23 protein-coding genes are annotated in these 24,107 nt (G+C 55.0%); 10 read left to right on the forward strand and 13 right to left on the reverse strand.

All coding sequences use genetic code 11. The annotated features are described in order from the left end of the window. Positions 1 to 14: 14 nt before the first annotated feature. Positions 15 to 1,529: a serine hydrolase domain-containing protein gene (locus tag BLU05_RS15210; RefSeq protein ID WP_091881444.1), complete on the reverse strand. Its 1,515-nt coding sequence runs from the start codon at positions 1,527 to 1,529 to the stop codon at positions 15 to 17. Between the two features lie 179 nt (positions 1,530 to 1,708). Here BLU05_RS15210 and BLU05_RS15215 point away from each other — a divergent pair, with 179 nt between their 5' ends. After that, positions 1,709 to 2,749, forward strand: a complete 1,041-nt coding sequence (locus tag BLU05_RS15215; RefSeq protein ID WP_091881446.1) for a dipeptidase — start codon at positions 1,709 to 1,711, stop codon at positions 2,747 to 2,749. 209 nt (positions 2,750 to 2,958) lie between these two features. Then, positions 2,959 to 4,092, forward strand: a complete 1,134-nt coding sequence (locus BLU05_RS15220) for an LCP family protein (protein WP_091881449.1) — start codon at positions 2,959 to 2,961, stop codon at positions 4,090 to 4,092. Between the two features lie 41 nt (positions 4,093 to 4,133). Here BLU05_RS15220 and BLU05_RS15225 read toward each other — a convergent pair whose 3' ends face one another. Both BLU05_RS15225 and BLU05_RS15230 read right to left on the reverse strand, forming a co-directional pair. Further along, a complete protein-coding gene (locus tag BLU05_RS15225; RefSeq protein ID WP_091881450.1) occupies positions 4,134 to 4,766 on the reverse strand; it encodes a Vgb family protein in 633 nt (210 codons plus the stop codon). A gap of 33 nt (positions 4,767 to 4,799) precedes the next feature. Continuing rightward, positions 4,800 to 6,020: a helix-turn-helix domain-containing protein gene (locus BLU05_RS15230; RefSeq protein WP_091881453.1), complete on the reverse strand. Its 1,221-nt coding sequence runs from the start codon at positions 6,018 to 6,020 to the stop codon at positions 4,800 to 4,802. Positions 6,021 to 6,141: 121 nt separating this feature from the next. Here BLU05_RS15230 and BLU05_RS15235 point away from each other — a divergent pair, with 121 nt between their 5' ends. Then, complete coding sequence (locus tag BLU05_RS15235) at positions 6,142 to 6,411, forward strand: hypothetical protein (RefSeq protein WP_091881455.1); 270 nt, start codon at positions 6,142 to 6,144, stop codon at positions 6,409 to 6,411. Positions 6,412 to 6,870: 459 nt separating this feature from the next. Here BLU05_RS15235 and BLU05_RS15245 read toward each other — a convergent pair whose 3' ends face one another. Then, a complete protein-coding gene (locus BLU05_RS15245) occupies positions 6,871 to 7,287 on the reverse strand; it encodes an organic hydroperoxide resistance protein (RefSeq protein WP_091881459.1) in 417 nt (138 codons plus the stop codon). Between the two features lie 303 nt (positions 7,288 to 7,590). On the opposite strand from BLU05_RS15245, the gene BLU05_RS15250 reads away from it, so the two are divergent. Continuing rightward, positions 7,591 to 8,058 carry a MarR family winged helix-turn-helix transcriptional regulator gene (locus BLU05_RS15250; RefSeq protein WP_091882299.1) on the forward strand — a complete coding sequence of 156 codons (468 nt, stop codon included), beginning with the start codon at positions 7,591 to 7,593 and terminating at the stop codon, positions 8,056 to 8,058. Between the two features lie 7 nt (positions 8,059 to 8,065). Here BLU05_RS15250 and msrA read toward each other — a convergent pair whose 3' ends face one another. Then, complete coding sequence (gene msrA / locus BLU05_RS15255) at positions 8,066 to 8,743, reverse strand: peptide-methionine (S)-S-oxide reductase MsrA (RefSeq protein ID WP_091881462.1); 678 nt, start codon at positions 8,741 to 8,743, stop codon at positions 8,066 to 8,068. Positions 8,744 to 9,025: 282 nt separating this feature from the next. Continuing rightward, positions 9,026 to 9,793: an alpha/beta fold hydrolase gene (locus BLU05_RS15260; protein WP_091881464.1), complete on the reverse strand. Its 768-nt coding sequence runs from the start codon at positions 9,791 to 9,793 to the stop codon at positions 9,026 to 9,028. A 238-nt stretch (positions 9,794 to 10,031) separates the two neighbouring features. On the opposite strand from BLU05_RS15260, the gene BLU05_RS15265 reads away from it, so the two are divergent. From BLU05_RS15265 to BLU05_RS15275, 3 genes are all read left to right on the forward strand, one after another. Next, the gene (locus BLU05_RS15265; protein ID WP_091881467.1) at positions 10,032 to 10,772 is read left to right on the forward strand and encodes a response regulator; all 741 of its coding nucleotides are present in this window, start codon (positions 10,032 to 10,034) and stop codon (positions 10,770 to 10,772) included. Continuing rightward, positions 10,769 to 12,109 (forward strand): sensor histidine kinase, encoded by a 1,341-nt coding sequence (locus BLU05_RS15270; protein WP_091881469.1) that lies wholly within the window; start codon positions 10,769 to 10,771, stop codon positions 12,107 to 12,109. The genes BLU05_RS15265 and BLU05_RS15270 overlap by 4 nt, the downstream gene beginning before the upstream one ends. Before the next feature lie 272 nt (positions 12,110 to 12,381). Next, positions 12,382 to 13,677 carry an epoxide hydrolase family protein gene (locus BLU05_RS15275; RefSeq protein WP_091881472.1) on the forward strand — a complete coding sequence of 432 codons (1,296 nt, stop codon included), beginning with the start codon at positions 12,382 to 12,384 and terminating at the stop codon, positions 13,675 to 13,677. Between the two features lie 112 nt (positions 13,678 to 13,789). Here BLU05_RS15275 and BLU05_RS15280 read toward each other — a convergent pair whose 3' ends face one another. The 4 genes from BLU05_RS15280 to fdhA all read right to left on the reverse strand — a co-directional run bounded on the left by BLU05_RS15280 (position 13,790) and on the right by fdhA (position 17,242). Further along, entirely contained in the window at positions 13,790 to 14,506 is a 717-nt protein-coding gene (locus BLU05_RS15280) for a DUF2076 domain-containing protein (protein ID WP_091881475.1), read from the reverse strand. 160 nt (positions 14,507 to 14,666) lie between these two features. Next, the gene (rsgA, locus tag BLU05_RS15285; RefSeq protein WP_244518367.1) at positions 14,667 to 15,686 is read right to left on the reverse strand and encodes a ribosome small subunit-dependent GTPase A; all 1,020 of its coding nucleotides are present in this window, start codon (positions 15,684 to 15,686) and stop codon (positions 14,667 to 14,669) included. Continuing rightward, positions 15,683 to 16,027 (reverse strand): hypothetical protein, encoded by a 345-nt coding sequence (locus tag BLU05_RS15290; protein WP_091881477.1) that lies wholly within the window; start codon positions 16,025 to 16,027, stop codon positions 15,683 to 15,685. Before BLU05_RS15290 ends, rsgA begins: the two co-directional genes overlap by 4 nt. 24 nt (positions 16,028 to 16,051) lie before the next feature. After that, on the reverse strand, positions 16,052 to 17,242 hold the full coding sequence (fdhA, locus tag BLU05_RS15295) for a formaldehyde dehydrogenase, glutathione-independent (protein ID WP_091881485.1): 1,191 nt from the start codon (positions 17,240 to 17,242) through the stop codon (positions 16,052 to 16,054). A 434-nt stretch (positions 17,243 to 17,676) separates the two neighbouring features. Between fdhA and BLU05_RS15300 the strand changes: the two genes are divergently transcribed. The 3 genes from BLU05_RS15300 to bhcR all read left to right on the forward strand — a co-directional run bounded on the left by BLU05_RS15300 (position 17,677) and on the right by bhcR (position 20,654). Next, positions 17,677 to 18,696 carry a 2-dehydropantoate 2-reductase gene (locus tag BLU05_RS15300; RefSeq protein WP_091881487.1) on the forward strand — a complete coding sequence of 340 codons (1,020 nt, stop codon included), beginning with the start codon at positions 17,677 to 17,679 and terminating at the stop codon, positions 18,694 to 18,696. 66 nt (positions 18,697 to 18,762) lie between these two features. After that, positions 18,763 to 19,536 (forward strand): fumarylacetoacetate hydrolase family protein, encoded by a 774-nt coding sequence (locus tag BLU05_RS15305; protein ID WP_091881490.1) that lies wholly within the window; start codon positions 18,763 to 18,765, stop codon positions 19,534 to 19,536. Between the two features lie 287 nt (positions 19,537 to 19,823). Further along, positions 19,824 to 20,654 carry an HTH-type transcriptional regulator BhcR gene (bhcR, locus tag BLU05_RS15310; protein WP_091881492.1) on the forward strand — a complete coding sequence of 277 codons (831 nt, stop codon included), beginning with the start codon at positions 19,824 to 19,826 and terminating at the stop codon, positions 20,652 to 20,654. 13 nt (positions 20,655 to 20,667) lie between these two features. Here the strand turns inward: bhcR and sucD are convergent, their stop codons facing one another. The 3 genes from sucD to frc all read right to left on the reverse strand — a co-directional run bounded on the left by sucD (position 20,668) and on the right by frc (position 24,094). Beyond that, complete coding sequence (sucD, locus tag BLU05_RS15315) at positions 20,668 to 21,549, reverse strand: succinate--CoA ligase subunit alpha (protein WP_091881495.1); 882 nt, start codon at positions 21,547 to 21,549, stop codon at positions 20,668 to 20,670. Next, complete coding sequence (gene sucC, locus BLU05_RS15320; protein WP_244518368.1) at positions 21,546 to 22,736, reverse strand: ADP-forming succinate--CoA ligase subunit beta; 1,191 nt, start codon at positions 22,734 to 22,736, stop codon at positions 21,546 to 21,548. The genes sucD and sucC overlap by 4 nt, the downstream gene beginning before the upstream one ends. An 80-nt stretch (positions 22,737 to 22,816) precedes the next feature. Next, entirely contained in the window at positions 22,817 to 24,094 is a 1,278-nt protein-coding gene (gene frc, locus BLU05_RS15325) for a formyl-CoA transferase (protein ID WP_091881500.1), read from the reverse strand. Positions 24,095 to 24,107: the final 13 nt, after the last annotated feature.

Here is a 24,107-nt window from a genome sequence, read left to right on the forward strand (position 1 = left end):
ATTTTCGAGCCAAATCAGCTCGCCAACATATATTCCATGATCCGGCTGCGGCTCAGAACAAGCTCCATTTTCCCCCTCGCAAGACGATGGAGACAGATGCGCTTGCGCCAAGGCCCGTCATTGAGGGTAAAAAGAAAACGGTCATTGCCAAGTGCCATCAATGGCATCGAACGGCGTGTGGGCCCGATACCCATAATCACCATTCCATCTTTGATTTCAAACTGAGCACCATACTGACCGGCTACCCAATGACCGTTCAGGTCATCTGGAACAGTCTCCGGGTTCACTGGCAGGAAACAACGCTGCACATAACCTGCCTCACCTTCAAGTGCCGAGCCTGTCCAATGCAATCGCAAGGGAGACGAGGCAGAGCGCGACGAAAACCAGCCATCGCCGTCATCATAAAGCGTGTCCTCGGCATCCAGATAAGTGGCAATTCCGTTCTTGAGTTCAATCCAGTAGGGGCCCGTTTCCGTTGCGTAAAGGCCATCGGGAAGCGTGCAGTTGGTTTCTGGCAATGGCAGCCCTGTCAAGGCGCTCATGGTATTGAAAGCAAGCTTGTAACTGTTGGTGTCATCACGATTGGAGACGACGACAACTCCGGTTCCAGCTTCCGGATCAAGAAGAAAATAGGACTTGTAGCCGGGGTGTGAGCCACCATGCCCGACGAAATTGCGACCGGCCAAATCTGACCAACGCAATCCCAGTCCGTAGCCGGATGGCCGACCATCGGCCATATAACGGGTGGCAGATAGTGCTGCGAGCAAGCCCGTGTCACGATCATTGTTGGCAAGCAAATGCTGCAGCCACACGGCCAGGTCGTTGCCAGAACCTGCGAGACTGCCCGCCGCGGAGATATGCAAGCCTGCAGCACTGAGTTGCCAGTTTTCGTCATCCTTGAAATAACCCGGCACAAGGCCTTTAACCGGGTCAATCCAGACCTCGGGCGCTTTCAGGAAAATCCCAAGCGGCTGTGCGATCTCACTCTGTACGAAAGCATCGAAGGTTAATCCCTTGCGCTCGAGCACTGCTTCAACAAGGCGATAGCCGGTATTGGAATAAGAAACGTCCGTACCCGCATCGAAATTCAACCGGGTTAACGAGAAAAGAAAGTCCAGAAGTGGTCCCTTCTTTGTCTCCGTATAGACTGATAATCCCAAAAGCGTCAGACACTCGCGCACATCGGGCAGTCCGCCGCTCATGTCCAAGGCGCGGCCCACGGTAACATCGGCAAGGGGGCTCTGCAGTTCAGGAAGATGAACACCAAGCCGGTCATTCAGCGAGATGAGATCAGTGTTACGAAGTACCATTGCGGCAAATACATGCTTGGTCACGGATGCAAAACGGACCACACTGTCGGCTGAAAATTTCTTGCAAGTCGAGAGGCTTTCCAGCCCGCCACAATGAGCAAAACGAATGCCTTGCGTGTCAAAGCCAATGATTGCTCCACCCGGCTCAGTATCAGGCCATTGGCTTGCAAAACTCTCGGCGCACTGGGAAGCGGCCACCCAATTTGGAATAATAGGCATCCCGCTTCGTTATCCGGAAGTCCATATTCAGGCAAGGGGTCGCGGCATGTGATCTTTGCGTTTGGGTACGCAGCGAACAGAGAAAACGCATTTGCCATTTGCGATCATTCGGTTCAAAGCTGGTGGCATCATCGGGACTCATTCCCACCATTCTGAAATGCACCAAGGCTTCCTGACCTATGACCACCGATCCAATCGTTCCTGTTTTCGACGGGCACAATGATGTCCTTCTTCGTCTCTTGCTGTCGAGCGAGCCTTCGCCGGAAACGCGGTTTATCGAGGGCGAAAAAGCCGGGCATATCGATCTGCCGAAAGCACGCAAGGGCGGATTGGCGGGCGGGCTATGTGCGATGTATGTTCCGACCCCATCACAGCAGAAAGATGCAAATGGCGATTACACGACGCCTGAGATGGCAAGTGCGCTGACGACCACTTTGGCCATGGCCGCCCTTCTCGCTCGCATCGAGCGACAGGCGGAAGGCAGACTGCGTATCTGTCGCACAGCCGATGACATTCGCGAAGCTATGCAGCACGGTGCGTTTGCCTCCGTGCTCCACATAGAAGGAGCCGAAGCGATAGGTCCGGATCTTGATGCGCTGTATGTGCTCCATCAGGCAGGTTTACGCACTCTCGGTCCCGTATGGAGTCGCCCGAACATATTTGCTTACGGCGTACCGTTCCGCTTTCCCAGTTCACCGGATATTGGACCGGGTCTCAGCGATCATGGAAAGAAATTGGTCCAGACCTGCAATGAACTGCGTATCATGGTTGACCTGTCCCATATGAACGAACAAGGTTTCTGGGATATTGCCGCAATATCCGATGCTCCACTTGTCGCATCTCACTCGAACGCTCACGCATTGAGCCCGCATAGCCGTAATTTGACCGACCGCCAACTCGATGCAATCCGCGATACAGGCGGACTGGCCGGTCTGAATTTCGGCGTTTTGTTTCTACGACAGGACGGTACGAGAAACCCCGACACTGATCTGAGCGTATTGGTAAAACACATCGACTATATCGTTGACCGCATCGGTATAGATCATATCGCCCTTGGTTCTGATTTTGATGGAACAACCATCCCTGCTGCCATGCGCGATGCGGGTGATTTGCAGTTACTCGTTAGTGCTTTGCGTCAATCCGGATATGATGATGAGGCATTGAGGAAAATTTGCCATGCGAACTGGATACGCGTCCTTGAGCAAACGTGGAAAAATTAAGCCCAGTTGATCGCGAGCGCGTTTCCGGCCATGGCATTGTTCTAATTGTCTTGCGTCACTTGGCCGGCACCGGGATTAGCCATTACGCAGCACGGCGTGTGTGGTCGCTTGCGTTTTAAATACGTATGACTAGAATCCTATCCTGCAGGATACGTTGGTTTGGGTGAACGCCGCCGACTGCGGTTGTCCGCCCTCTCCCGGAGAGTCACGTGAACAGTGAGTTGATCGACGAGCCGTCGGCATCTGCGGACAAAGTCCCGCCCAAGCGGTACCGTCGTTGGCTGCTTTGGTTGCTCATCAGCGCTGCCGTCATTGTGCTGGTCACAGGGTACGTTGTTTATGCAAAGCTGACTGGTAATCTCCGATACATAGAGGTGAGCCGCGAGGATCTGGGTGATGTCCGCCCCGCCAAAGTAACGAGTGCCGGGCTGAACATTCTTGTGGTCGGATTGGACCAGAGCGCCAGCGAAAATTCCCAACATATCGGCGACCGTACCGACACAATCATGCTCGCTCATCTGTCTCCCGAACGGAATGATGCGGTGGTGATCAGCTTTCCACGTGACTCAATGGTTCAGCTTCCCGCTTGCCGCGTGCGGGAGGAATTTCCGGGACAGAAAAGGCATCTCGGAATTATCAATTCGTCATTTAGCTTCGGAGGCATCGGCTGCACCTGGAAGACCATCGAAACACTTACCGGCATTCGGATCGACCACTTCATCATGGTTGATTTCGCCGGTTTCAAAAACATGGTGGACGCGATCGGTGGGGTAGATCTCTGCATCCCGGAACCGATTCACGACGAATACGTCCCGCTCACCTTGCCTGCTGGCTGGCAAACACTACTGGGGGAACAGGCACTCGGATATGTCAGGGCGCGCCACAGCATTGGCGACGGGTCTGATATCGGGCGCATTCAACGCCAGCAGGATTTCGTTGCTGCCATTGCGAAAAAGTCGATGAGCAGGAAGATTCTGGCCAATCCGATCCTGCTCTTCAGCTTCCTCGACGCCGTAACCAAATCCGTTATCACCGACCCCGGCCTCACCGCAGGTGTCATGCGGGATCTCGCGCTCACCGCCTTGTCAACCGATACGATCCACTTTGTTATCACGCCCTGGCGCTATTCCACGGCCTATCCCGGCCGGGTCGAGTGGCGAGAAAGACCAGCCAGGAAACTGTTTCAGTTGATCTCTGCCGACCAGCCTGTCGCCGACGCTTTGAGCACGAGCAGTCAAACCACTGAGCCACAACGCAGCAGGACGGACGCCGAACCGGTCCTCGATAATGGCGAGCCGGTCACTACACCCACCGCGCCTTGTTCACCAGCACAGGCAAATTAGATCCCTGTACCACGCCCGTCCGATGCCAGTGCTAACCAGATCTATTTGGGTCGGCGGATAGCGCGTACCTTGCCACTGTTTCCGCCTCCGCAAAAGAACCTATCCGCGCCATCGGACTCAAGCCCCGATACACCGGTTCCCGCGGGCATATCCAGCCTCTCCAGTACCTCTCCCGTTTCAGGGTCGATGCGCCTCACGTCGCTATCATCACCTTCCCACGTCCCATGCCAGAGTTGGCCGTCAACCCAGCTTACGCCCGTGACGACACGCTTGGACTCGATAGAGCGAAGAATAGTCCCGGTCTGCGGATCGATCTGGTGAATCTTCCGGCCCCGATACTCTCCTACCCAGAGTGTACCCTCGGCCCAGGCAAGCCCTGAATCACCACCATTGCCCGGGGCCGGAATTGTATTGAGGACGAGGCCCGTCTTGGGATCAATTTTCTGGATGCGGTCTTCAGCGATCTGATAGAGATACTGACCGTCGAAGGCCGTCCCGGCATGGGCGGCGACATCAATCGACTGAACCGTGCTGCCGCTCGCCGGATCAAAGGCGCTAAGCTTGTCGCCTGAGGCAAACCAGACGTTCTGACCGTCAAACGTGACCCCATGTACCTGGTCAGTTCCCGGGAAAGGTCCGTACTCACGAACTATTTCAGCAGCAGAGCGTTTCATGATCGTCTCCTCATCATTTCCAATACACCCATACTAGTCGCTCGGCAGCGGCCCAGGGAGTAACAAGATAGTCGGGAAACCCAGAACTGGCGGCGTCATCCACCGGAGCGCTCTTCCGCGACCAAACGACTGCACCCTGCCTGTTGTTGCAAGTTGCTCGAGCGCCCGTTGTACGGTACGGGGGCTGGCGCCAAGCGCAATCGCCAGAGCAGAGCTTGACCATGCCTCGCCATCGGCAAGAAGGGCGAGCACATCGCCATGCTGCCCTTCAATAAGCGGGGCGAGCACGACGACGTCGCTTGCACGGCACGGCTCCAGCAAAAAGCCGCGCGGTGTCGCCCTAACATCTGCAAGCGCTCCAAGCTCGGCGCGCAGCCGCCCGACCTCTACCCGCAACCGCGCGCGATGCGATTCGTCAGCATGTTTGCCGCCAAAGGCGCGCGCAATCAGCGTGCTTCTCGTCACATCTTCCGGCCATGCTTCAGCCAGTGCGCGAACCAGTGCGAACAAGACCGGACGCGTCGCCAATGGAATTGTTTTGCCCGGTTCCCGCGCAATATAACGGCATGCGTCGACAACGAACGCCCGTGACGCCAGCAGCTCTTCCACATCTTCCAGTAAGAGAGGCCGCTCGTCGCCACGCGCGATCAACCGTGCTGTGGGTGCATCGAGAATGAGATGCGCATTTTCGACCTCCGTTGTCAGAGCAGGGATATCAGCCTGGTGAGCCGCCGCCGCCGCCTGTGCAAACGCAGTGCGGGCTGCTTTCATATCAAGGCGCCGGATAGCGATGCCCGCAACCACGAGTGCGTGGGCAGCCCTTGAAGCCGATGGGAGCAGAGTTGTGTCAAGCACAGCGAGCGAACGCTCAGCGTCGTCAAGACGTCCGATCAGCAGTAGACGCCGAACTTCGAGATGCCGTGCATGCGCGGCATTGACGTGGTCACCGTGTGCTTCCAGCGTGTTTCGTGCGGTATTGAGCGATTTGGCAGGCCAAGATAGGTCGCGGGAGACAAGTGCGATCTCAGCTTCGGCGACGACACACCGCGCCCGTGCCACTGCCTCTCGCGGGCCAAACGCTCGTGCAGCACCTTTCAACAGGGCTTTTGCTCGACCGAAATCGCCAAGCTGCGCCATGATGATACCTCTAAGAGCGAGCGCTGGCGGATCTTCCCGCAGGGCGACCCGCTTCAGCGCGCCCAGCAGATCACCTGCCGCAAGTGCATGAGCCGCAGCCGTAATCAGCGAGTCCATGGCAATCCCGTCACACTTGTAACTCCCATGATTTCGGCATCCGGCCCTAATCTGTTCAGGACCAGTACGCAACACGTCGCACCAGCAATGGTAGACGACAGATATCCGAAGGAGAAGAACGATGACAGCACATGTGACCGGAACACGCCAAGACGATCACGATGCCGCCCGAAGCGTCACCGATTGGCTGTGTCTGGTAGCCGCGCCGATATTCCTGATCATGGCATTGCTCACGGCCTTCGCCGACGATGCAACCATGATCTGCTCTACTGCACACGAAACTTTACCGATCAACGGAATGACCATCATGTATCTGCTGATGAGTGTCTTCCATTCGGCGCCCTGGATCAGGTTGATCGCCCATCGCCGAAGCGGTACTGCCCGCTCGTGATCACTACACCCTTGTTCATGGAGTACGGCAGACTTGTTGCTTTGCAAGAAGCCTACCGCTGAATTTGCCGTAACGCCAAATGCCTACCATCGGCTTCCCCGCGGATTGACTGTTTGGGGCCATTGCGGCTTAAAGAATTTTCGAACCCCAGTCTGCGAGTTGGTCATTTCGATCGTGCCGTTCTCGAGAACGCGATACGATATATACGGGTTGCTTCGGGATCGCGCTTGGTCACCCGGTTTCGCTTCAACACTCAAAATCCGCTCAATTGTTTTTGGTACGCTGATTGTGAGGTCAGTTGCAGCAAAAGCTGAGGTTGTGATGCATCCAAATGCGAACAGGATGCCCAGAAACTGTATTCTCATGATATTTTCTTCCGAATAATTAGCGTTGGGCGCAGAGTCTGCCAGCGGCTGGTTGCCTGGATCTCCGGCAAGCCAGCGCAGGAAACCGCGTTGCTCAGATCAGATTGATCGTGACGTCGATATTGCCGCGTGTGGCCTTGGAATAGGGACAGGTCTGATGAGCGGCATCCGTAAGCGCCTGAGCGACGTCACGTTCGAGACCGGGCAGACTGACGTTGAGACGGGCCTGAAGAAAGTACGCACCATCAACCAAACACAAATCCACCTCAGCATCGATTGCTGCATCAGCAGGAATGGTCACGTGCATTTTGCGGGCCGCAAGTCCCATCGCGCCAATGAAACAGGCCGACCAACCGGCCGCGAACAGCTGCTCGGGATTGGTGCCAGTACCCGTTGAGCCGGGAGACGAGAGCTTGATGTCCAAACGATCATCGGCGCTATGGGATGTGCCATCACGGCCGCCCGAAGTGCGTGTTTTACCGGTGTAGAGTACGTTTTGAGATTGAGTCATGATGTGGTTTCCTTTGCAGTGAACAAGAATTGAGGCGTAACGGCCAAAGACCAGCCGTTGACCGCATGAAGCGGTCATGACGTATCTCTCGTGTATCGGGATTGATCGAAGATGTAACGCAGTGTGGCGGGAAACCGGCTTGATACATTGCTGTACAAATGAGCTTTGTTCAGATGTCGCCCTGAATGAGACACCTTCAATTGATTATTATAATAACTAATATTATAATAGCTGTGTTGGGTCATATCGGCCTTACGAATGATGATAATCATTCACATCGCGATTCTTATTTCCGGAGCCTCAATGACTCAAAAGACACCCGTCCGCAGCAAGACGGCAAAACTGGCCGACTTCATGTGCTTTTCGATCTATTCGGCCAATCTCGCCTATTCCCGGGTTTACAAGCCTGTCCTTGACGAGCTTGGCCTCACCTACCCGCAATACATAACGATCATCAGCTTATGGGAAGAGGACCAGCAAACGGTCAAGGGATTGAGCGAAAAGCTGTTTCTCGAATCGAGCACCATGACTCCCATGCTGAAACGGTTGGAAGCCATGGGATATCTCACGCGCACCCGAGACAGCGAAGACGAACGCAACGTACGTATTTCACTGACGGATGCGGGGCGCAGCCTGCGTGAAAAAGGCTTTGGTTTTGGCGAGATTACAGTCAAGGCCTCGGGCCTTACACCCGAGGAATTTCCTGTCTTGCAAAAGGCCATCGCCAAGCTCAGGGACAATCTTGTGAAGGCTAGCAAAGGCGAGCTCTAAGTTTCGATCAGCCTTGATTGCCCGAAACCAGAACAGGTTCTGCACGGTAATAGTCCGGGAAGAAACCTTTCAGGTTTTCCACCTTAGGTTGCTCGTGAAAGACGATATATGGATTCTCAGGGTTTCTGGTCATGAAGTCCTGATGATAGGCTTCCGCTTTGTAGAAGGTTTTGCCGGGTTCGACAGTGGTTGCGATCTGTTTTTTGAACACACCCGCTGTCCCGAGTTGCTCAATATAGTCTGAAGCAACACTGGCTTGCTCATTATTCGCCGGAAAGATTGCAGAGCGATATTGTGTCCCTCTGTCCGGTCCCTGACGATTGAGCTGTGTCGGATCATGGGCGGCAGAAAAGTAGATTTGGAGAAGTTTGGCGTAGCTGATTTTTTTCGGATCGAAAACGATTTGCACCGCTTCGGCATGACCTGTCCTGCTGGTTTCAACCAATTCGTAAGTTGCAGTTTCAGGGGCGCCACCAGCATAGCCCGAGATCGCACTGACAACACCATCGACGTGCTGAAATACACCCTGGACACCCCAGAAGCAGCCACCCGCAAAGACCGCTGTTTGCATTCCGCCGGTATCGGCGACATCATGAAGTGCAGTCGGCACGAGCCTTGGCTCTTCCGCTGCGGATGGCGCATAGCCAAGCAGTAGCGTACCCAGCAGACCCAGTAATCCCGCCATCGCCAGAAGGGGGCGCAGACTTGAGATTGGCCTTAGTTTTTTCAATCCTATTGTGTCTTGCATGATGGTGTCCTCACCCGCTTGCCCGCATCTGATAAAGCTGCGTCTGTGTGACGGTTCCATTCCCGGCGGTATCGGTATCCGCATCAAACAGCGCAGACGTATCCCGCATGTGTCCTGATGAGGTTGAAACTGTAACGAAGTGTGGAAGAGCCAAGGCGCTATACGCTGCGGTACAATGCCATGGCTGACCGGATGTCCTCCACATTTCTGCAGACAATATTACTTTGAGACCGCTTGGGCCGCTTCCGCGATCAGTTTTGCAACCTCCTGTGGTTGCGAAGCGTAAACGGCATGGCTTGCCTTTACTTCAACCACTGTGCTGCCTGCCCGCTTGGCCATACTGCGCTCAATTTCGGGATCAATCGACTTGTCGTCGGTGGCGACCAATGCCCAGCTCTTTTTGGACTTCCATGCCGGTTCGCCAGCTTCTGTGCTGAATATAGCTTTGGAAGCAAAGACCTGCGAATGTGCGAGAAAATCAGTTGTCTCCTTCGGCAGATCCGCCGCAAAGGCCTCGGCGAAGGCATCCGGCTCGATATAGGAGTATCCATCCTTCAAGGTCTTGACCTTGCTCTCCTTCATGGAGCTAGAAAGGTCGCTGGTCGCGAGCTTCACAATGCTTTCGCCTTTCTCCGGCTGAAACGCAGCGATGTAGACCAGACCCGCAACATTGTCGGCTTTTCCAGCTTCGCTGATGATCATGCCACCTGCGCTATGTCCAACCAGAATACTCGGGCCGTCCTGAAGGTCGAGGATACGTTTGGTGGCGGCAACGTCATCAGCAGGGGATATCAGTGACTGCTGAGCGATCGTCACCTTATATCCCTGCTTTGTCAGAATGTCAGAAACCGGTCGCCAGCCTGCGCCGTCAACGAAAGCACCATGAACGATGACAATGTTTTTAACATCGGCTGCCGAAGCGACCGACAGTGAACCAGCAGACAAGATTAGGCCCGCGACGGCAAGAGAGATGGAATGTCTGATCATGGTAGATACCCTTTTCCAGTAATTAGTTGTATCATATTAATTATTGTGATAACTAAATATTAGAATGCCTTTTGGAACTTGTCCAGAAGCAGCAGGGGAGTGCGCCGCACAATTTTGTTTGACACTGTATCCAGTCGGCAGATCGATACAGTCGCTTACAATTATCGCAAAGCGCCGCCCTCCTACCCTTCGGAATTAGGCTAATGCTATTTGGCAATATGGGTTGAGGTGATTTACGATGGACCATATAGACCACATTCTGATCGTGGATGATGACCGCGAAATCCGGGAACTGGTTTCAGGTTATCTGAAGAAGAATGGCTTGCGCGTTACTGTAGCGGCAGACGGGCGGCACATGCGGTCGTTTCTTGAAACAGATTCTGTTGATCTCATTGTGCTCGATGTCATGATGCCTGGTGATGACGGTCTCGTTCTCTGCCGCGAATTGCGGGCTGGCAAGCATAAGGTGATTCCGGTCCTCATGCTGACCGCACGAACCGATGAAACAGATCGAATTGTCGGCCTTGAGATGGGAGCCGATGACTATCTGGCGAAACCATTTTCCGCCCGCGAGTTATTGGCACGGATCAAGGCTGTTCTGCGCCGCACACGCATGCTTCCTCCCAATCTTCAGGTGACGGAAGTCGGGCAGCTATTGAGTTTCGGCGAATGGCAACTGGACACTACGGGCCGCCATCTGCTTGACCGCAATGGTACGGCGGTAGCACTCAGTGGGGCTGAATATCGCCTGCTTCGCGTGTTCATGGATCACCCGCAGCGCGTCCTCAACCGCGATCAATTGCTCAATCTCACACAAGGGCGAGAGGCCGAACTTTTCGACCGGTCTATTGACTTGCTGGTGAGCCGACTTCGCCAGCGCCTCTGCGATGATCCTCGCGACTCTTCCTATATCAAGACGGTTCGTAGCGAGGGCTATGTCTTTTCCATGCCGGTTGAAATTTCCGAGATCCGCCAATGAAAGGCTTGACCGCTGTTCAATCTTTCCGGCCCTGGCCCCGCACATTGGGATCGCGGCTCTTCCTGCTTTTCCTGGCCGGTTTGACGATTGCCTATGGTCTGGCGTTCGCTGTCCTGTTTATGGAACGGTACATGACGGCCAAGATGGTCATGTTCAACAACTTCGAACAGGACATTGCAACATCCGTCGCCATACTGGATCGTTTGCCAGCAGATGAGAGAGCCGGATGGCTGGATCAACTCGACCGCGGGACATCGCGATACATGCTGGGCACTGGCTTGGCAGGTGTGCCCATTTCCACGGATGCGGGACGGGAGATTGCAGGGAAAATCAACGAGGCCGTTGGGAAACGTTTTCCTCTCACCATCGAATCCATTCCCGGAGATCGCAAGCGCCTTCAAGGTCATGTAACCCTTAGTGATGGTATGCCTCTCACGATCGATGTAAACCCGGCGGTCATGCCGCTGGCCGAATGGCTGCCTTACGTCCTTGTCACCCAGCTTGTTCTGCTTATTCTTTGCAGTTGGCTTGCGGTCCGACAGGCGATCCGACCTCTCGTAAATCTTGCCAATGCCGCCGATGCCCTTGATCCAAACAAGAATGCTCCGCGCTTGAGTGAAACAGGACCAAGCGAAGTCGCCTATGCCGCGGCAGCCTTTAACGCGATGCGTGATCGCATCGCACATTATCTGCAAGAGCGGGTCCAAATCCTTGCAGCAATCTCACATGATCTGCAAACACCGATCACGCGCATGAAACTGCGCGCCGAATTTGCTGAAGAGTCCGTTGAAAAGGAAAAACTCGTGCAGGATTTGGCCGAGATCGAACGTCTCGTACACGAGGGGATAGCCTATGCGCGCAGCGCGCATGGCAATACCGAAAAGCCATCGCGCATTGACGTCGGATCGTTCATGGAAAGTCTGGTCTATGATTATCAGGACACAGGCAAAGCTGCGACGCTCAGTGGAAGCATTGAAGCGGCAATCGTGACACGGCCTCACGCCCTGCGCCGCATCCTTACAAACCTTGTCGACAACGCTCTGAAATTCGGCGGAAGCGCTGAAGTTAATCTGGAAAGAGACATCCATGGAGCCGTTATCATAAAGGTGCTGGATCGCGGCCCCGGCATTCCTGAAGATGAGCTTGAAGCAGTCTTCCAGCCATTCTATCGCCTCGAACAATCCCGCAATCGCGGCACAGGCGGCACCGGACTCGGATTGTCAATCGCCCAGCAATTGACGCTCGCAATTGATGGAATCCTTAACCTGAAAAACCGACCCGGTGGCGGTTTGGCGGCAGAGATATACCTGCCCCAACCCATCCACACAAAGGAATAACAGGATCATCGGCGCGTCCGCTTCAAGGGTGGTCGCAGGTGGTTGGGCCGTTCTTTGTATCTCAATGTAAGAGCCAACCGCTCCCATACGATCCGTTACAAATTCCGCTCATTCAGAACACATCCCGGATACGCGCCTGCCGCCCTATGCGATGGATGGCAGATGTTCTGCCATTGCGTTCCAACGCTGGTTTTCCTCTACGGCAGAGCCGTCTTCATTGCCGTAACGACCCGGCATCAGACGCTTTCGCCCGCCAATCACGGAGAATAAATATGCCTCCCTTATTACCACCCACAACAAGGCGCAGCTTTCTTGCCACGTCAGCAACAGCGCTGATTGTCGGTGCGACGGCCTCCGGTGCCTTCGGCCTGCTGCCCGGACAACTCGCTTCTGCCGCTGAAACCACGGCAATCCGCCCTTTCCAGGTAAACGTTCCGGAAGCGGATCTGGTTGACCTTCGCAAACGTGTTCTCGCCACGCGTTGGCCCGCCAAGGAAACTGTCAATGATCAGTCGCAAGGCGTTCAACTGGCCAAGCTCAAGGAACTCATCCGCTACTGGGGAACAGATTACGACTGGCGCAAAGTGGAGAAGAAACTCAATGCTTTGCCGATGTTCGTGACAGAAATCGACGGGCTTAACATCCAGTTCATCCATGTCCGCTCGAAACATCCCAATGCGCTGCCTGTCATCATTACCCACGGCTGGCCCGGTTCAATTCTGGAACTGTTGAAGGTGATTGATCCTCTTACCAATCCGACGGCTCATAGCGGAAGTGCTGATGACGCCTTTGACGTTGTGATACCTTCAATGCCCGGCTACGGCTTCTCGGACCAACCCACCGAAACAGGCTGGAATGCTGACCGCATCGGGCTTGCATGGGACGTACTGATGAAGCGTCTCGGATACAAACGCTATGTCTCTCAGGGCGGAGACTGGGGCTCTGTTGTCTCAGACAAGATGGCGCGTCAGGCGCCGGAAGGACTGCTCGGTATTCACGTCAATATGCCAGCAACGGTTCCGGCAGATGTCGCCAAAGCCATGAGTGATGGCGACCCGGCACCAACTGGACTTACAGACGTCGAGAAGGCAGCTTATGAATCGCTGAGCACATTCTTCTCCAAGAACGGTGCTTATGGTGTCATGATGACCACGCGCCCGCAGACGGTTGGCTATGGACTATCGGATTCACCGGTTGGCCTTGCTGCCTGGATGTACGATAAATTTGCCCAGTGGACCTATAGCGGCGGTGATCCGGAGAAATCATTGACCAAGGACGAGATGCTTGATGACATCACGCTCTATTGGCTCACGAACAGCGCGATCTCATCAGCCCAGCTTTATTGGGAGAACAACGCGAACAATTTCAACGCGGTGGATATTTCGATACCGGCTGCCGTGACTGTCTTCCCTGGCGAAATCTATCGTGCACCTCGCAGTTGGGCGGAGAAAAGCTATCACAAGCTCATTTACTTTAACGAAGTAGACAAGGGTGGTCACTTCGCGGCGTGGGAAGAGCCCGAACTTTTCAGCGCCGAGCTTCGTGCAGCGTTCCGCTCACTGCGATAAAACTGATCCATTATACGGTCAGTCAATCGAGCAGAATGGCCCGGCACCAAGTACCGGGCCATTCTTGTCGCTTACAGTGAAATCATCAGCGCGGTGCCCCGTCGCTTCTGCCCTATGCTAAATTGTCATCGTCCGTATCGGTGTCAAATGAGTCATCGGCAGCATCGTCCAAACGGTCTTGTTCGGCATCGCTGAGTTGCGTGCCATTGTTATTGTCATCGTTGTAATAGTTGTTGATGACAGTCTCGCCAGAAACAGCTGGCGGTGTGGTTCCGGCACCAATATTCGAGCCACCGAACATTGAATGACCACCTATCATGTTCTTGACGCCTTCGAAGAGGAGCGCGCCACCAGCTACGCCTGCCGCAGTGCTCAGCGCACCTTGTAGAAAACCACCCCCTTGGGATTGTGGTTGCTGTGGCACAGACCACCGTCCGGCTTGCTGAGTTTGGCCTTGTGGCACATATCCGTCCTGAGGTGTGGGCGCCCCACCCCACGGTCCGTTTGAACGGCTTGAGGCCGGTTGAGGAGCTTGTCCTGCCGATGCGCTGCCAAAGATCGATCCGAACAAACCACCGGATTGTTGTTGCGCAGGCTGCGCATTCTGCAAGTCACTGACCTGCGCTTCCAATAGCTGAATGCGCTCATGGCACGCATTCAGCGCCTGTTCCTGCACAATCACGGCCTGAGCCAAAAGATAGGGAGCCGAAGGCTGGCTTTTGACCTGCTCCAAAATAAAGCGTTCAGCGTCGGGGTCCCTTGGAGTGCCTGCTGCTTGCTTTGTACGATCGAAGAGGCCACTGAGAAGTTTCTGTTCATCGGCATTCATTTTTGTTCACCTTGTTTTAGGAAAACCTGATCTCGATCCAGATTCGTGGCATTTAGATGACTTTACGAAAATGTAATCTCAGCTCCTGCACTCACCAATTTCAGCTCGCAACTTGAGGTAAACAGCTCCAAGGTAGCGAGCGGCCAGCTCAACTTTCGGTTTATTTTTTTCTACGATTGGGCATCGAATTGCCACTTCGCGGTCGACTTTGCGCTGGCGTATTCTCGTGGTTTTCCGCCTGCAATTTTCGCCAGCGGGTCAGCCGATCAGGATCCAGCGAACCTGCAGCCACTGCCGCCAACACGGCGCAGCCCGGTTCGTGGGCGTGGGTGCAGTCGCGAAACCTGCAAAGGGGCGCAAGCTCCGTGATTTCAGCAAATAGCGTCTCAATACCATGTCCGACATCACTGACATGCAAGGTACGGATCCCCGGCGTATCGATTATCCAGCCGCCGCCCAAAATGGCATGCAGTGAACGCGAGGTGGTGGTATGACGACCTTTGGCATCATGTTCGCGGATACCACCTGTCAGTTGAGGCATTTCCTGTTCGGAACCTGCAAGCGTATTGACCAGCGTCGATTTGCCGACACCGGATGAACCGACCAGCGCCACTGTTTGCCCCACCCCACACCAAGGCGATAATGCCGCTGCGGCATCGGCGGAACGGGCATTGAGTACAACCACAATTAATCCACGCTGCAACGCAGCGGCCTGACGTTCATACTCCTTGGCATCCGGGGCGGTATCAGCCTTGGTCAAGACAATGACCGGATTGGTTCCGGTTTCGTTTGCCAGAGCCAGATAGCGCTCCAACCGTGCAGAGTTAAAATCGGCATTGCAGGACGTGACGATGAACAGCGTATCGACATTGGCCGCAGCAAGCTGGGTCGCTCCATGCCCTGCTCTGCGACGCATCAGCAAGGTTTTTCGAGCGAGAAGGCGGCGCAACTCGTGCGTTTGTGGATCGACCAGCACCCAGTCGCCCACTGCAAAATCGCCGGTATTGACCTGCGCCGAAAGTATCAATTTGACATGTCCGGTTGGGGAAATTGCGCCCAAGCGGGCGCGATGAACCGTAGAGATGCGCATTGGGACCAGATCGACATCTGCGGATTCAAGCTGATCGCTGAAAAATTCAGACCATCCCAGACGAGCAAGAGCGGCAGAGTGATCAGTCACGTTTCTGCCCGATGGTGCGGCATCGCATACATGGAGTATCCTTCAGACAAGATGACTTTGATGACAATCAGCCAAGGCAGGTAACCCCTCCTGATCAGTGTTGGCAAGACCGCACACGCATCATACTGCAGGACATTCCACAAAAAGCTGGAAGAGAATTTCAACCGGAAGGCCAAGGCCGATGGCAACATTGCTGCGGCAGTCATCAGGGATGACCACTGCCGATCCTGCTGAACGGCGCTGTAGGGCCGAGTGGGCTTCTCTCCAACGCGCTCACCACCAGTTCTGGCAGTAATCTTATAGACAACGCTCGGACTGGTTCCCCAACCGAGCGTTGTCATTATGCGTTGCAACCGATGAAGTCTTTATGCAGCCTTGGCAAGTTCGCCATGCGGATCGAGCACAAATTTCTGCGCTGCCCCCTTGTCGAAGCTCTCATAGCCTTGGGCCGCATCCTCCAGCGATATGATTCTGGCATTGACGATATCGGCAATTGGCAAGCGGTCATAAAGGATCGCCTGCATGAGTTGACGATTGTACTTCAACACTGGCGTCTGACCCGTATGGAAAGATTGTGCCTTTGCCCAACCGAGGCCAAAACGCAAAGACAGGTTGCCTTGCTTGGCTGCGTTGTCGACCGCACCCGGATCTTCAGTGACATAAAGACCGGGAATACCAATGGACCCGGCGGCGCGCGTGATCTCCATCATCTGGTTCAACACAACAGCTGGCTGTTCGCCGCCGCTGTGACCGCGTGCCTCGAAACCCACAGCGTCAATGGCACTGTCAACTTCGTTGCTACCCGTCACCTGTGCGATCATATCACCAAGACGGTCGCTGGCGGACAGATCGATCGGTTCAAACCCAACTTTCGCGGCATGTGCAAGGCGCTCTTTGTTGAAGTCACCAATCATCACCACGGCAGCACCAAGAATGCGGGCTGAAGCAGCGGCAGCCAGCCCAACTGGTCCCGCTCCGGCAACATAGACAACCGAGCCAACACCGACACCCGCTTTCACCGCTCCATGAAATCCCGTAGGCAAAATATCGGAAAGCATCGTGAGATCCCGCATCTTAGCCATCGCGCGATCACGATCAGGAATTTTCAGAAGGTTGAAGTCCGCATAGGGGACTGTCACATAACGCGCCTGACCACCGATCCAGCCACCCATGTCCACATAACCATAAGCACCCCCTGCCCGTGCAGGATTGACCGTCAGGCAAACACCTGTGTCTTGAGACTTGCATGTGCGGCACCGCCCGCATGCAACGTTGAATGGGACAGAGACAATATCTCCCACGCAGAGCATTTCGACGTCGCGGCCCTTTTCAATGATCTCGCCAGTGATTTCATGACCAAGGACGAGTCCAGGCTCTGCAGTGGTACGACCGCGCACCATATGCTGATCTGACCCGCAAATGTTCGTAGAGATGACCTTGAGAACAACCGCATGTTCAATTCGGCGACCATCTGGCGCTTCAAGTTTTGGATCAAAGATGTCCTGTACTTCGACCTTACCCGGCCCCACATAGACGACGCCTCTGTTTTTGCTCATTGCGAACTCCTCCCATGGATTCTGGTGCAAACAACGGCCTTCCGGACGGAAGACCGAATTCCTCGTCAGTACTCACGCCTATTGGCATGGCGCTGTTCGCCGTGATGGTGACGAAAGCAACTCAACCATAGGCTGAATTCAAGCATTGGCCGTTCTGTTCGCGACATATCATTTCATGCGCCATTGCTTCGTCCCACATTGGCAATGAGGGTTGACATCACATCATTTTCTGGGATTATGTATACCACAGATACAAACAGGGCGAAGTGGTATCAGGGAGAGTCCCCCTCAGTGAGGTGCTGTGTGGGCGACGTACCGCGAAGAGGCATCGTTGTTATACGCATTTCCCTGACAATGCCGATTGTGTGATGCCGGCTTAGCCATGCAAATCAAGCATTTGGAATGTCCACAAAAATAGACAGGAGGGGAAACAAATGAAAATCTGTATTTATGGTGCCGGCGCGATCGGCGGTTATATGGCAGTCATGCTCAAGCGCGGGGGCGCTGACGTCTCCCTTGTCGCCAGAGGCGCTCATCTCGGCGCAATCAAGAAAAATGGCATGAAACTGCTGGTAGATGGGGACGAAATCGTCGAACGCATGCCGGCTACCAGCAATGCACATGAACTAGGGCCCCAGGATTATGTGATCGTCACGCTGAAAGCGCATCAGGCATGGCAATCGGTTGAGGACATGGTACCGCTTCTAGGCGAAAAGACTGCTGTAGTAACAGCCCAAAACGGGCTTCCCTGGTGGTATTTCCATGGCCTTGGGCCGAGCGTTGCCAACCTCCGGCTGCAGAGTGTCGACCCTGATAACCGCCAGTGGAATACGATCGGACCCCAGCGGGTTATCGGAGCCACGGTCTATCCCGCTACCGAGATCATTGAACCCGGCGTGATCAAGCACATCTACGGCAATCAGTTTGGTCTCGGTGAGCCTGATCGCAGCAACAGTGAACGCGTCCACCAACTGGCGGCGGCGATGGATACGGGTGGCTTAAAGACCCGCTTTTATGAGGACATCCGCGACGATATCTGGATCAAGCTTTGGGGCAATCTTTGTTTCAATCCGATTTCAGCATTGACGGGCGCAACGCTCGACATTGTGGCGACAGATCCGGGCACACGCAATCTTGCGCGCAATATGATGGTTGAAGCACAAGCCATCGGCAAGAAGTTCGGCGCGACCTTCCGCGTCGACGTTGAGCGGCGCATCGATGGCGCGGCTGGTGTCGGCGCGCACCGCACGTCCATGTTGCAGGACGTCGATAAGGGCCGGGCCATCGAGCTCGATGCGCTTCTGACATCCGTGCAGGAAATGGGCCGACTTTCCAAAGTGGAAACACCTTTCATAGACAGCGTGTTGGCGCTTGCGCAGCAAATGGGACGTGTGAAGGGCCTTTACCCAACATTCCCCGAAGCGGTGCCGGTCAAGCCAGCCATGGCATCTTGACCGGCTTTGCCAGCCAGTGACGGGCAAATGAAAAGATCCGCACTTTGAAACGGGAGGACATGGAAAATGGTTCAGTGGACGCGATTTGACGATGGCGGCGTGGAGCGGTTCGGCCTGCTACTAGGCAATGAGATCGCCGTATATCAGGGCAACATGTTCGAAAAACCGACGGCTACGGGGATGCGTCGTGCCGTTGCTTCGGTTCGCTTGCTGGCACCCTGCTCACCTTCCAAGATCATCGCGCTGTGGAACAATTTCCACCAGCTGGCGGCCAAACTTGATGTAGCAGTACCCGATGAGCCGCTTTATCTGTTCAAGGCAACCTCGTGCGTCACTCATCCGGACGCCATTGTTACCCGCCCCTCCTCCTATACGGAAGCTGTGGCTTATGAGGGCGAACTCGGTATTGTGATCGGCAAACGCTGTGCCGATGCTTCAGAGGAGGAAGCCGCTGCGGCAATCTTCGGCTATACATGTGTCAACGACCTGACAGCGAGCAACATCATTGCCCGCGACAAAACTTTTGCCCAATGGGCTCGCGCTAAAAGCTTCGATGGTTTCGGTCCCTTCGGGCCCGTAATCACCACCGATCTCGATCCGGCTAAACTCCATGTCAAAACTGTTCTCAATGGCGTCGAGCGCCAGAATTATCCCCTGAGCGATATGATCTTTCCACCAGCCCGGCTCGTCAGTGCGCTTTCGAAAGATATGACGCTTGAGCCGGGAGATCTGATCTGCTGCGGTACATCGCTTGGCGTCGGCTCAATCAAAGACCCGTCGAACATTGTCTCGGTTACAATTGACGGAATTGGCACGCTGTCGAACACGTTCGTTCAATAGAAAATCACAAAAGAATGCCCGGAACCATGCATTCCGGGCATTCTTCCAACGGACCGAGACTGGACATTTCAGCGCCCGTCCAAACTCGACCGAAACCTGAGCTTTTTGACGATTGTGGATATGGCGGAAACGATATTATCTATTTGAAATCATACTCTAAAAATTTTCTATATCAACATTAAATGGTAGTTATTCCCACAATATGGAAATTAATCCATCCAATAAAACTGGAAAAGCCCGGGTGATCGGTCTATGGCTGGGATAACGCAACAGCAGAGCAAGGAGCCATGGTGGCTGTTATCCAACCGGCAAAGGGCAAGCGAGGCCGAAAGGCCGCTGCGGATGCATCGCCATCATCGGTACAGGTCCTCGACAGGAGCCTGAATCTTTTAACGATCATTGCTGATCACGACGGTTCAGCCTTGACAGAGCTTGCCGACAAGACTGGCCTTGCGCCCTCCACTGTTCATCGCCTGCTGACCTCATTGCAAAAACACGACATGGTTTCGCATGACCCGGAAACCGGCGACTGGTCTATCGGCGTCGGCGCCTTTGCCATCGGCAATGGTTTCCTGCGATCGCGCAAACTTGGCCCAATCAGCCGCCGCTTCCTGAAACGGTTGATGGAGGAGTGCGGCGAGACCGCCAATATCGGCATCGAGGACGATGGCGATGTTGTGTTCATTTCCCAGGTCGAAAGCCACGCTCCGATGCGCGCTTTCTTTCGGCCAGGACGGCGCGGGCCGATCCATGCCTCAGGCATTGGCAAGGCAATTCTGTCCACCTGGTCGGATTCTGAAATCGGCCGGACAGTAAGCAGAAAGCAGCTCGCCCACTTTACCGACCATACGCTGGACACGCTTCCTGCACTTTTGAAAAACATCCAAGAAATCCGCTCGCGCGGCTGGTCAATCGATGACGAGGAACACACACTTGGCATGCGCTGTATTGCTGCGCCGATCTTCAACGAACATGGCGAGGCTGTCGGCGGCATATCGATTTCCGGCCCGACCGTGCGTTTGCCCCGGGACAAGGTTGATGTCTTGGGTCCAGTCGTGCGTGACACAGCAAACGAGCTGACGCGTGCCATGGGCGGGCGGCGGCCGGAAGAACTGTAGATCAGGGTTCCCATTAAACAGAAACAGCCATAGCCTCGCGAATGGCCTGACCAACAAGATGCGGGCTTTTGGCAATGATGACACCAGCCTCTTCAAGAGCATTGATCTTGCTCTGTGCATCATTCGCCGCACTTTGCGCAAAAGCACCGGCGTGACCCATGCGGCGCTCCGTTGGTGCATGGCGACCGACCACCAGTCCGACAATCGGAATATCGGGCTTGATTTCCGTCAGCAATTCCGCGAGTTCCTGTTCCTCTGATCCACCAATCTCACCGATAACAATGACACCATGCGTATCGCGGTCAGCAAGAAACAATTGCATGCAGTCACGCATGCTCAGCCCATGGATAGCATCGCCGCCAATGCCAACGGTAGTGGACTGGCCCAATCCGACGGCGCTGACCTGCGCAATGACTTCGCTTGTCAGCGAGGCCGAACGCGACAGAATACCAATCTGGCCCTTTCGCTCGCTGCCGGTTGCCATGACGCCAATCTTGCAGACACCCGGTGAAAGAACCCCTTGAGAATTTGGTCCGACAAGAACCGTCGAACTTTGCTTGAGCGCCGCACGCACACGCAACATATCCTGCACCGGCACCCGCTCGGTCAGGGCAACGACAAGCGGCATACCGGCCTCGATAGCTTCGATCATCGCTGCGGCGGCGTTTTCCGGAGGGACGAAAACCATGCTGGCATTTGCACCTGTTTCTCGCATCGCATCGGCAACCTCGTTGAAAACAGGAAGATTCAGATGATAGGTCCCGCCTTTGCCGGGCGTGACACCACCAACAATCCGGGTTCCGTATTCGAGCATTGCCGCAGAGTAGTGCGTCCCTGCCCAGCCGGTCATGCCCTGGCAGATTACACGCGTATTCTGGTCAACGAGAATGGTCATAGTCTTTCTCCGTTCGACTGTGCAGCCGATGTCGCGCGGGTCACGGCCGTCCACATATCAGGACAGTCGATTACCTTGCAGCCGAAATTGGCGAAGCGAAACCGGGCATATTCGGCATTGTTACCAGCCAGGCGTACAATGACGGGACAAGTGCGGCCGGTTCGCCGCATGGCAATGCCGAGACCGTCGGCGATGGTATCGCACGGCTGCATGCCGCCACCGTGTACATTGACGAGGATCGAGCGCACCGCCGGATTATTGAGAAGAAGGGTGAAGCCATGGGCGACATCAAGGCTTGTAGCGGTTGTGCGTATATCCATGAAATTTGCAGGCTTGCCGTTGGCGGCGTAAACCATGTCAAGCGTTGCCAGCCCGAGCCCGGCACCATTAACGGCCAGACCAATATTGCCGTCCATGCGCAGATAATTGAGCTGACGGTTCTGGGCGACAAGCTCCACCGCATCATCATCATGCTCGTCACGCAATGCCACCAGTTCAGGGTGCCGAAATAGAGCGTTGTCATCAATAATCATCTTGGCATCGACCGCAACAAACCCACCCTCCTCCGTTACAGCAAGCGGATTGATTTCGAGCAGCGTTGCATCCAGTTCCACGAAAATCCGGCGCAACTGGTCAAGAAGCTGGGCGAAGGCAGATGGCAGATCGGAAGAGACTAGACCTATACGTTTGGCCAGATTGATCGCAACATCTTCCGCCAAAGCATTCCCGGTTCCCATCGAAATTCGTTCGAGGCGAGTTTCGCCAGATTGAAGCCGCCTTTCAATATCCTCGCTGCCTTCAGCGCCAGCGAGAACCATGATCTCGGCGCTCGCCACATCGATGGACAGCGACAGATAAAGGTTGCGGACGGGACGAACAGCGGTTTCAATCAACACCCGATTGACGCGGCTGCCTGCCGGGCCCGTCTGTTCGGTGACAAGCGTTCGCCCCAGCATTGCTGCTGCCGCGACGCCTGCCTGCTCCGGCGTGGAGACAAGCTGGACGCCGCCTGCCAAGCCGCGCCCACCCGCAAGAATTTGAGATTTTACGGCAATTTTGGTCGCACCCAATGCCGCAGCAGCATCACGCGCCTCAGCGGCAGTCAGTGCCACTCGACCTTCGGGCACACCGATGCCTCCGGCTGATAGCAGTGCTTTTGACTGGAACTCATGAAGCTTCATAGCCATGGCCTCCCCAAGACTGATTGAGCATTCGCGCAGGGCGGCACCTGATCGATGCCGCCGCTTTATTTCTTACAAACGGGCGATCATTCCGCCGCGATCTTTTGAGGATCGCCAAGCGCACCGCTCTTTTGCAGATCATCGATAAACCGGTTGTCGAATTTGAGCACATCACGCAGGATTTCTTCGGTGTGCTCGCCCAGAAGCGGTGAACGGGTCACATCCGTTGGACTGTCGGAGAGCTTGATCGGATTGCCGACCGAAAGGTAATTGCCACGCACCGGGTGTTCGACCTCGACAATTGTACCCGTCGCACGCAACGATTGATCTTCGGCAATTTCCTTCATGGAAAGGATCGGGCCGCAAGGGATGTCCCGATCGTTGAGGAGGGCCATTGCCTCGAATTTGTCCTTGGTCATGGTCCACTCCTCGATGCGGGCGAAAATTGCATTGAGGCGGGGCAGCCGGGCGCCGGGCTTGGCATAGTCAGGATGGGTTTTCCATTCCGGCTCGCCAATTACATCGCAGATCGCCTCCCAGACAGGCGCCTGAGTAATGAAATAGATGTAGGCATTGGGATCAACTTCCCAGCCCTTGCATTTCAGGATACGGCCCGGTTGACCACCGCCGGAATCATTACCAGCACGCGGTACGCTTTCACCGAATTCAATACCCTCGCCATACTGACTGTATTCATTCAGTGGACCATGGGCAAGGCGCTGCTGGTCGCGCAATTTGACCCGGCATAGATTGAGTACGCCATCCTGCATGGCTGCAGAGACTTTCTGGCCGCGTCCGGTTTTCGTACGCTGGAAAAGCGCAGTCACGATACCGAGGCAAAGATGCAACCCTGTACCGGAATCGCCGATCTGGGCGCCGGTCACGAGGGGCAATCCATCGCGAAAGCCTGTTGTTGAGGCAGCACCGCCGGTGCATTGCGCAACATTCTCATACACCTTGCAATCCTGATAAGGCCCCGGACCAAAGCCCTTGATCGAAGCGACGATCATTGCGGGATTGAGTTCCTGAACACGCTCCCACGTAAACCCCATGCGATCAAGCGCACCGGGAGCAAAATTCTCCACCAGAACGTCGCAATTCCTGATCAGCTCTTCCAGAACCGTCTTTCCGCTCTCGTTCTTTGTATCGAGCGTGATCGAACGCTTGTTATGATTGAGCATGGTGAAATACAGGCTGTCAGCATCGGGAACATCGCGAAGCTGGCCGCGCGTAATGTCGCCGACACCGGGGCGCTCGACCTTAATGACATCGGCACCAAACCAGGCAAGAAGCTGTGTGCATGTTGGTCCAGACTGGACGTGGGTGAAGTCTAGGATGCGAACACCCTCCAAAGCTTTTGTCATAGTTCCTTCCCTT

This window comes from Phyllobacterium sp. OV277 (genome assembly GCF_900104355.1).
GTDB lineage: Bacteria > Pseudomonadota > Alphaproteobacteria > Rhizobiales > Rhizobiaceae > Phyllobacterium.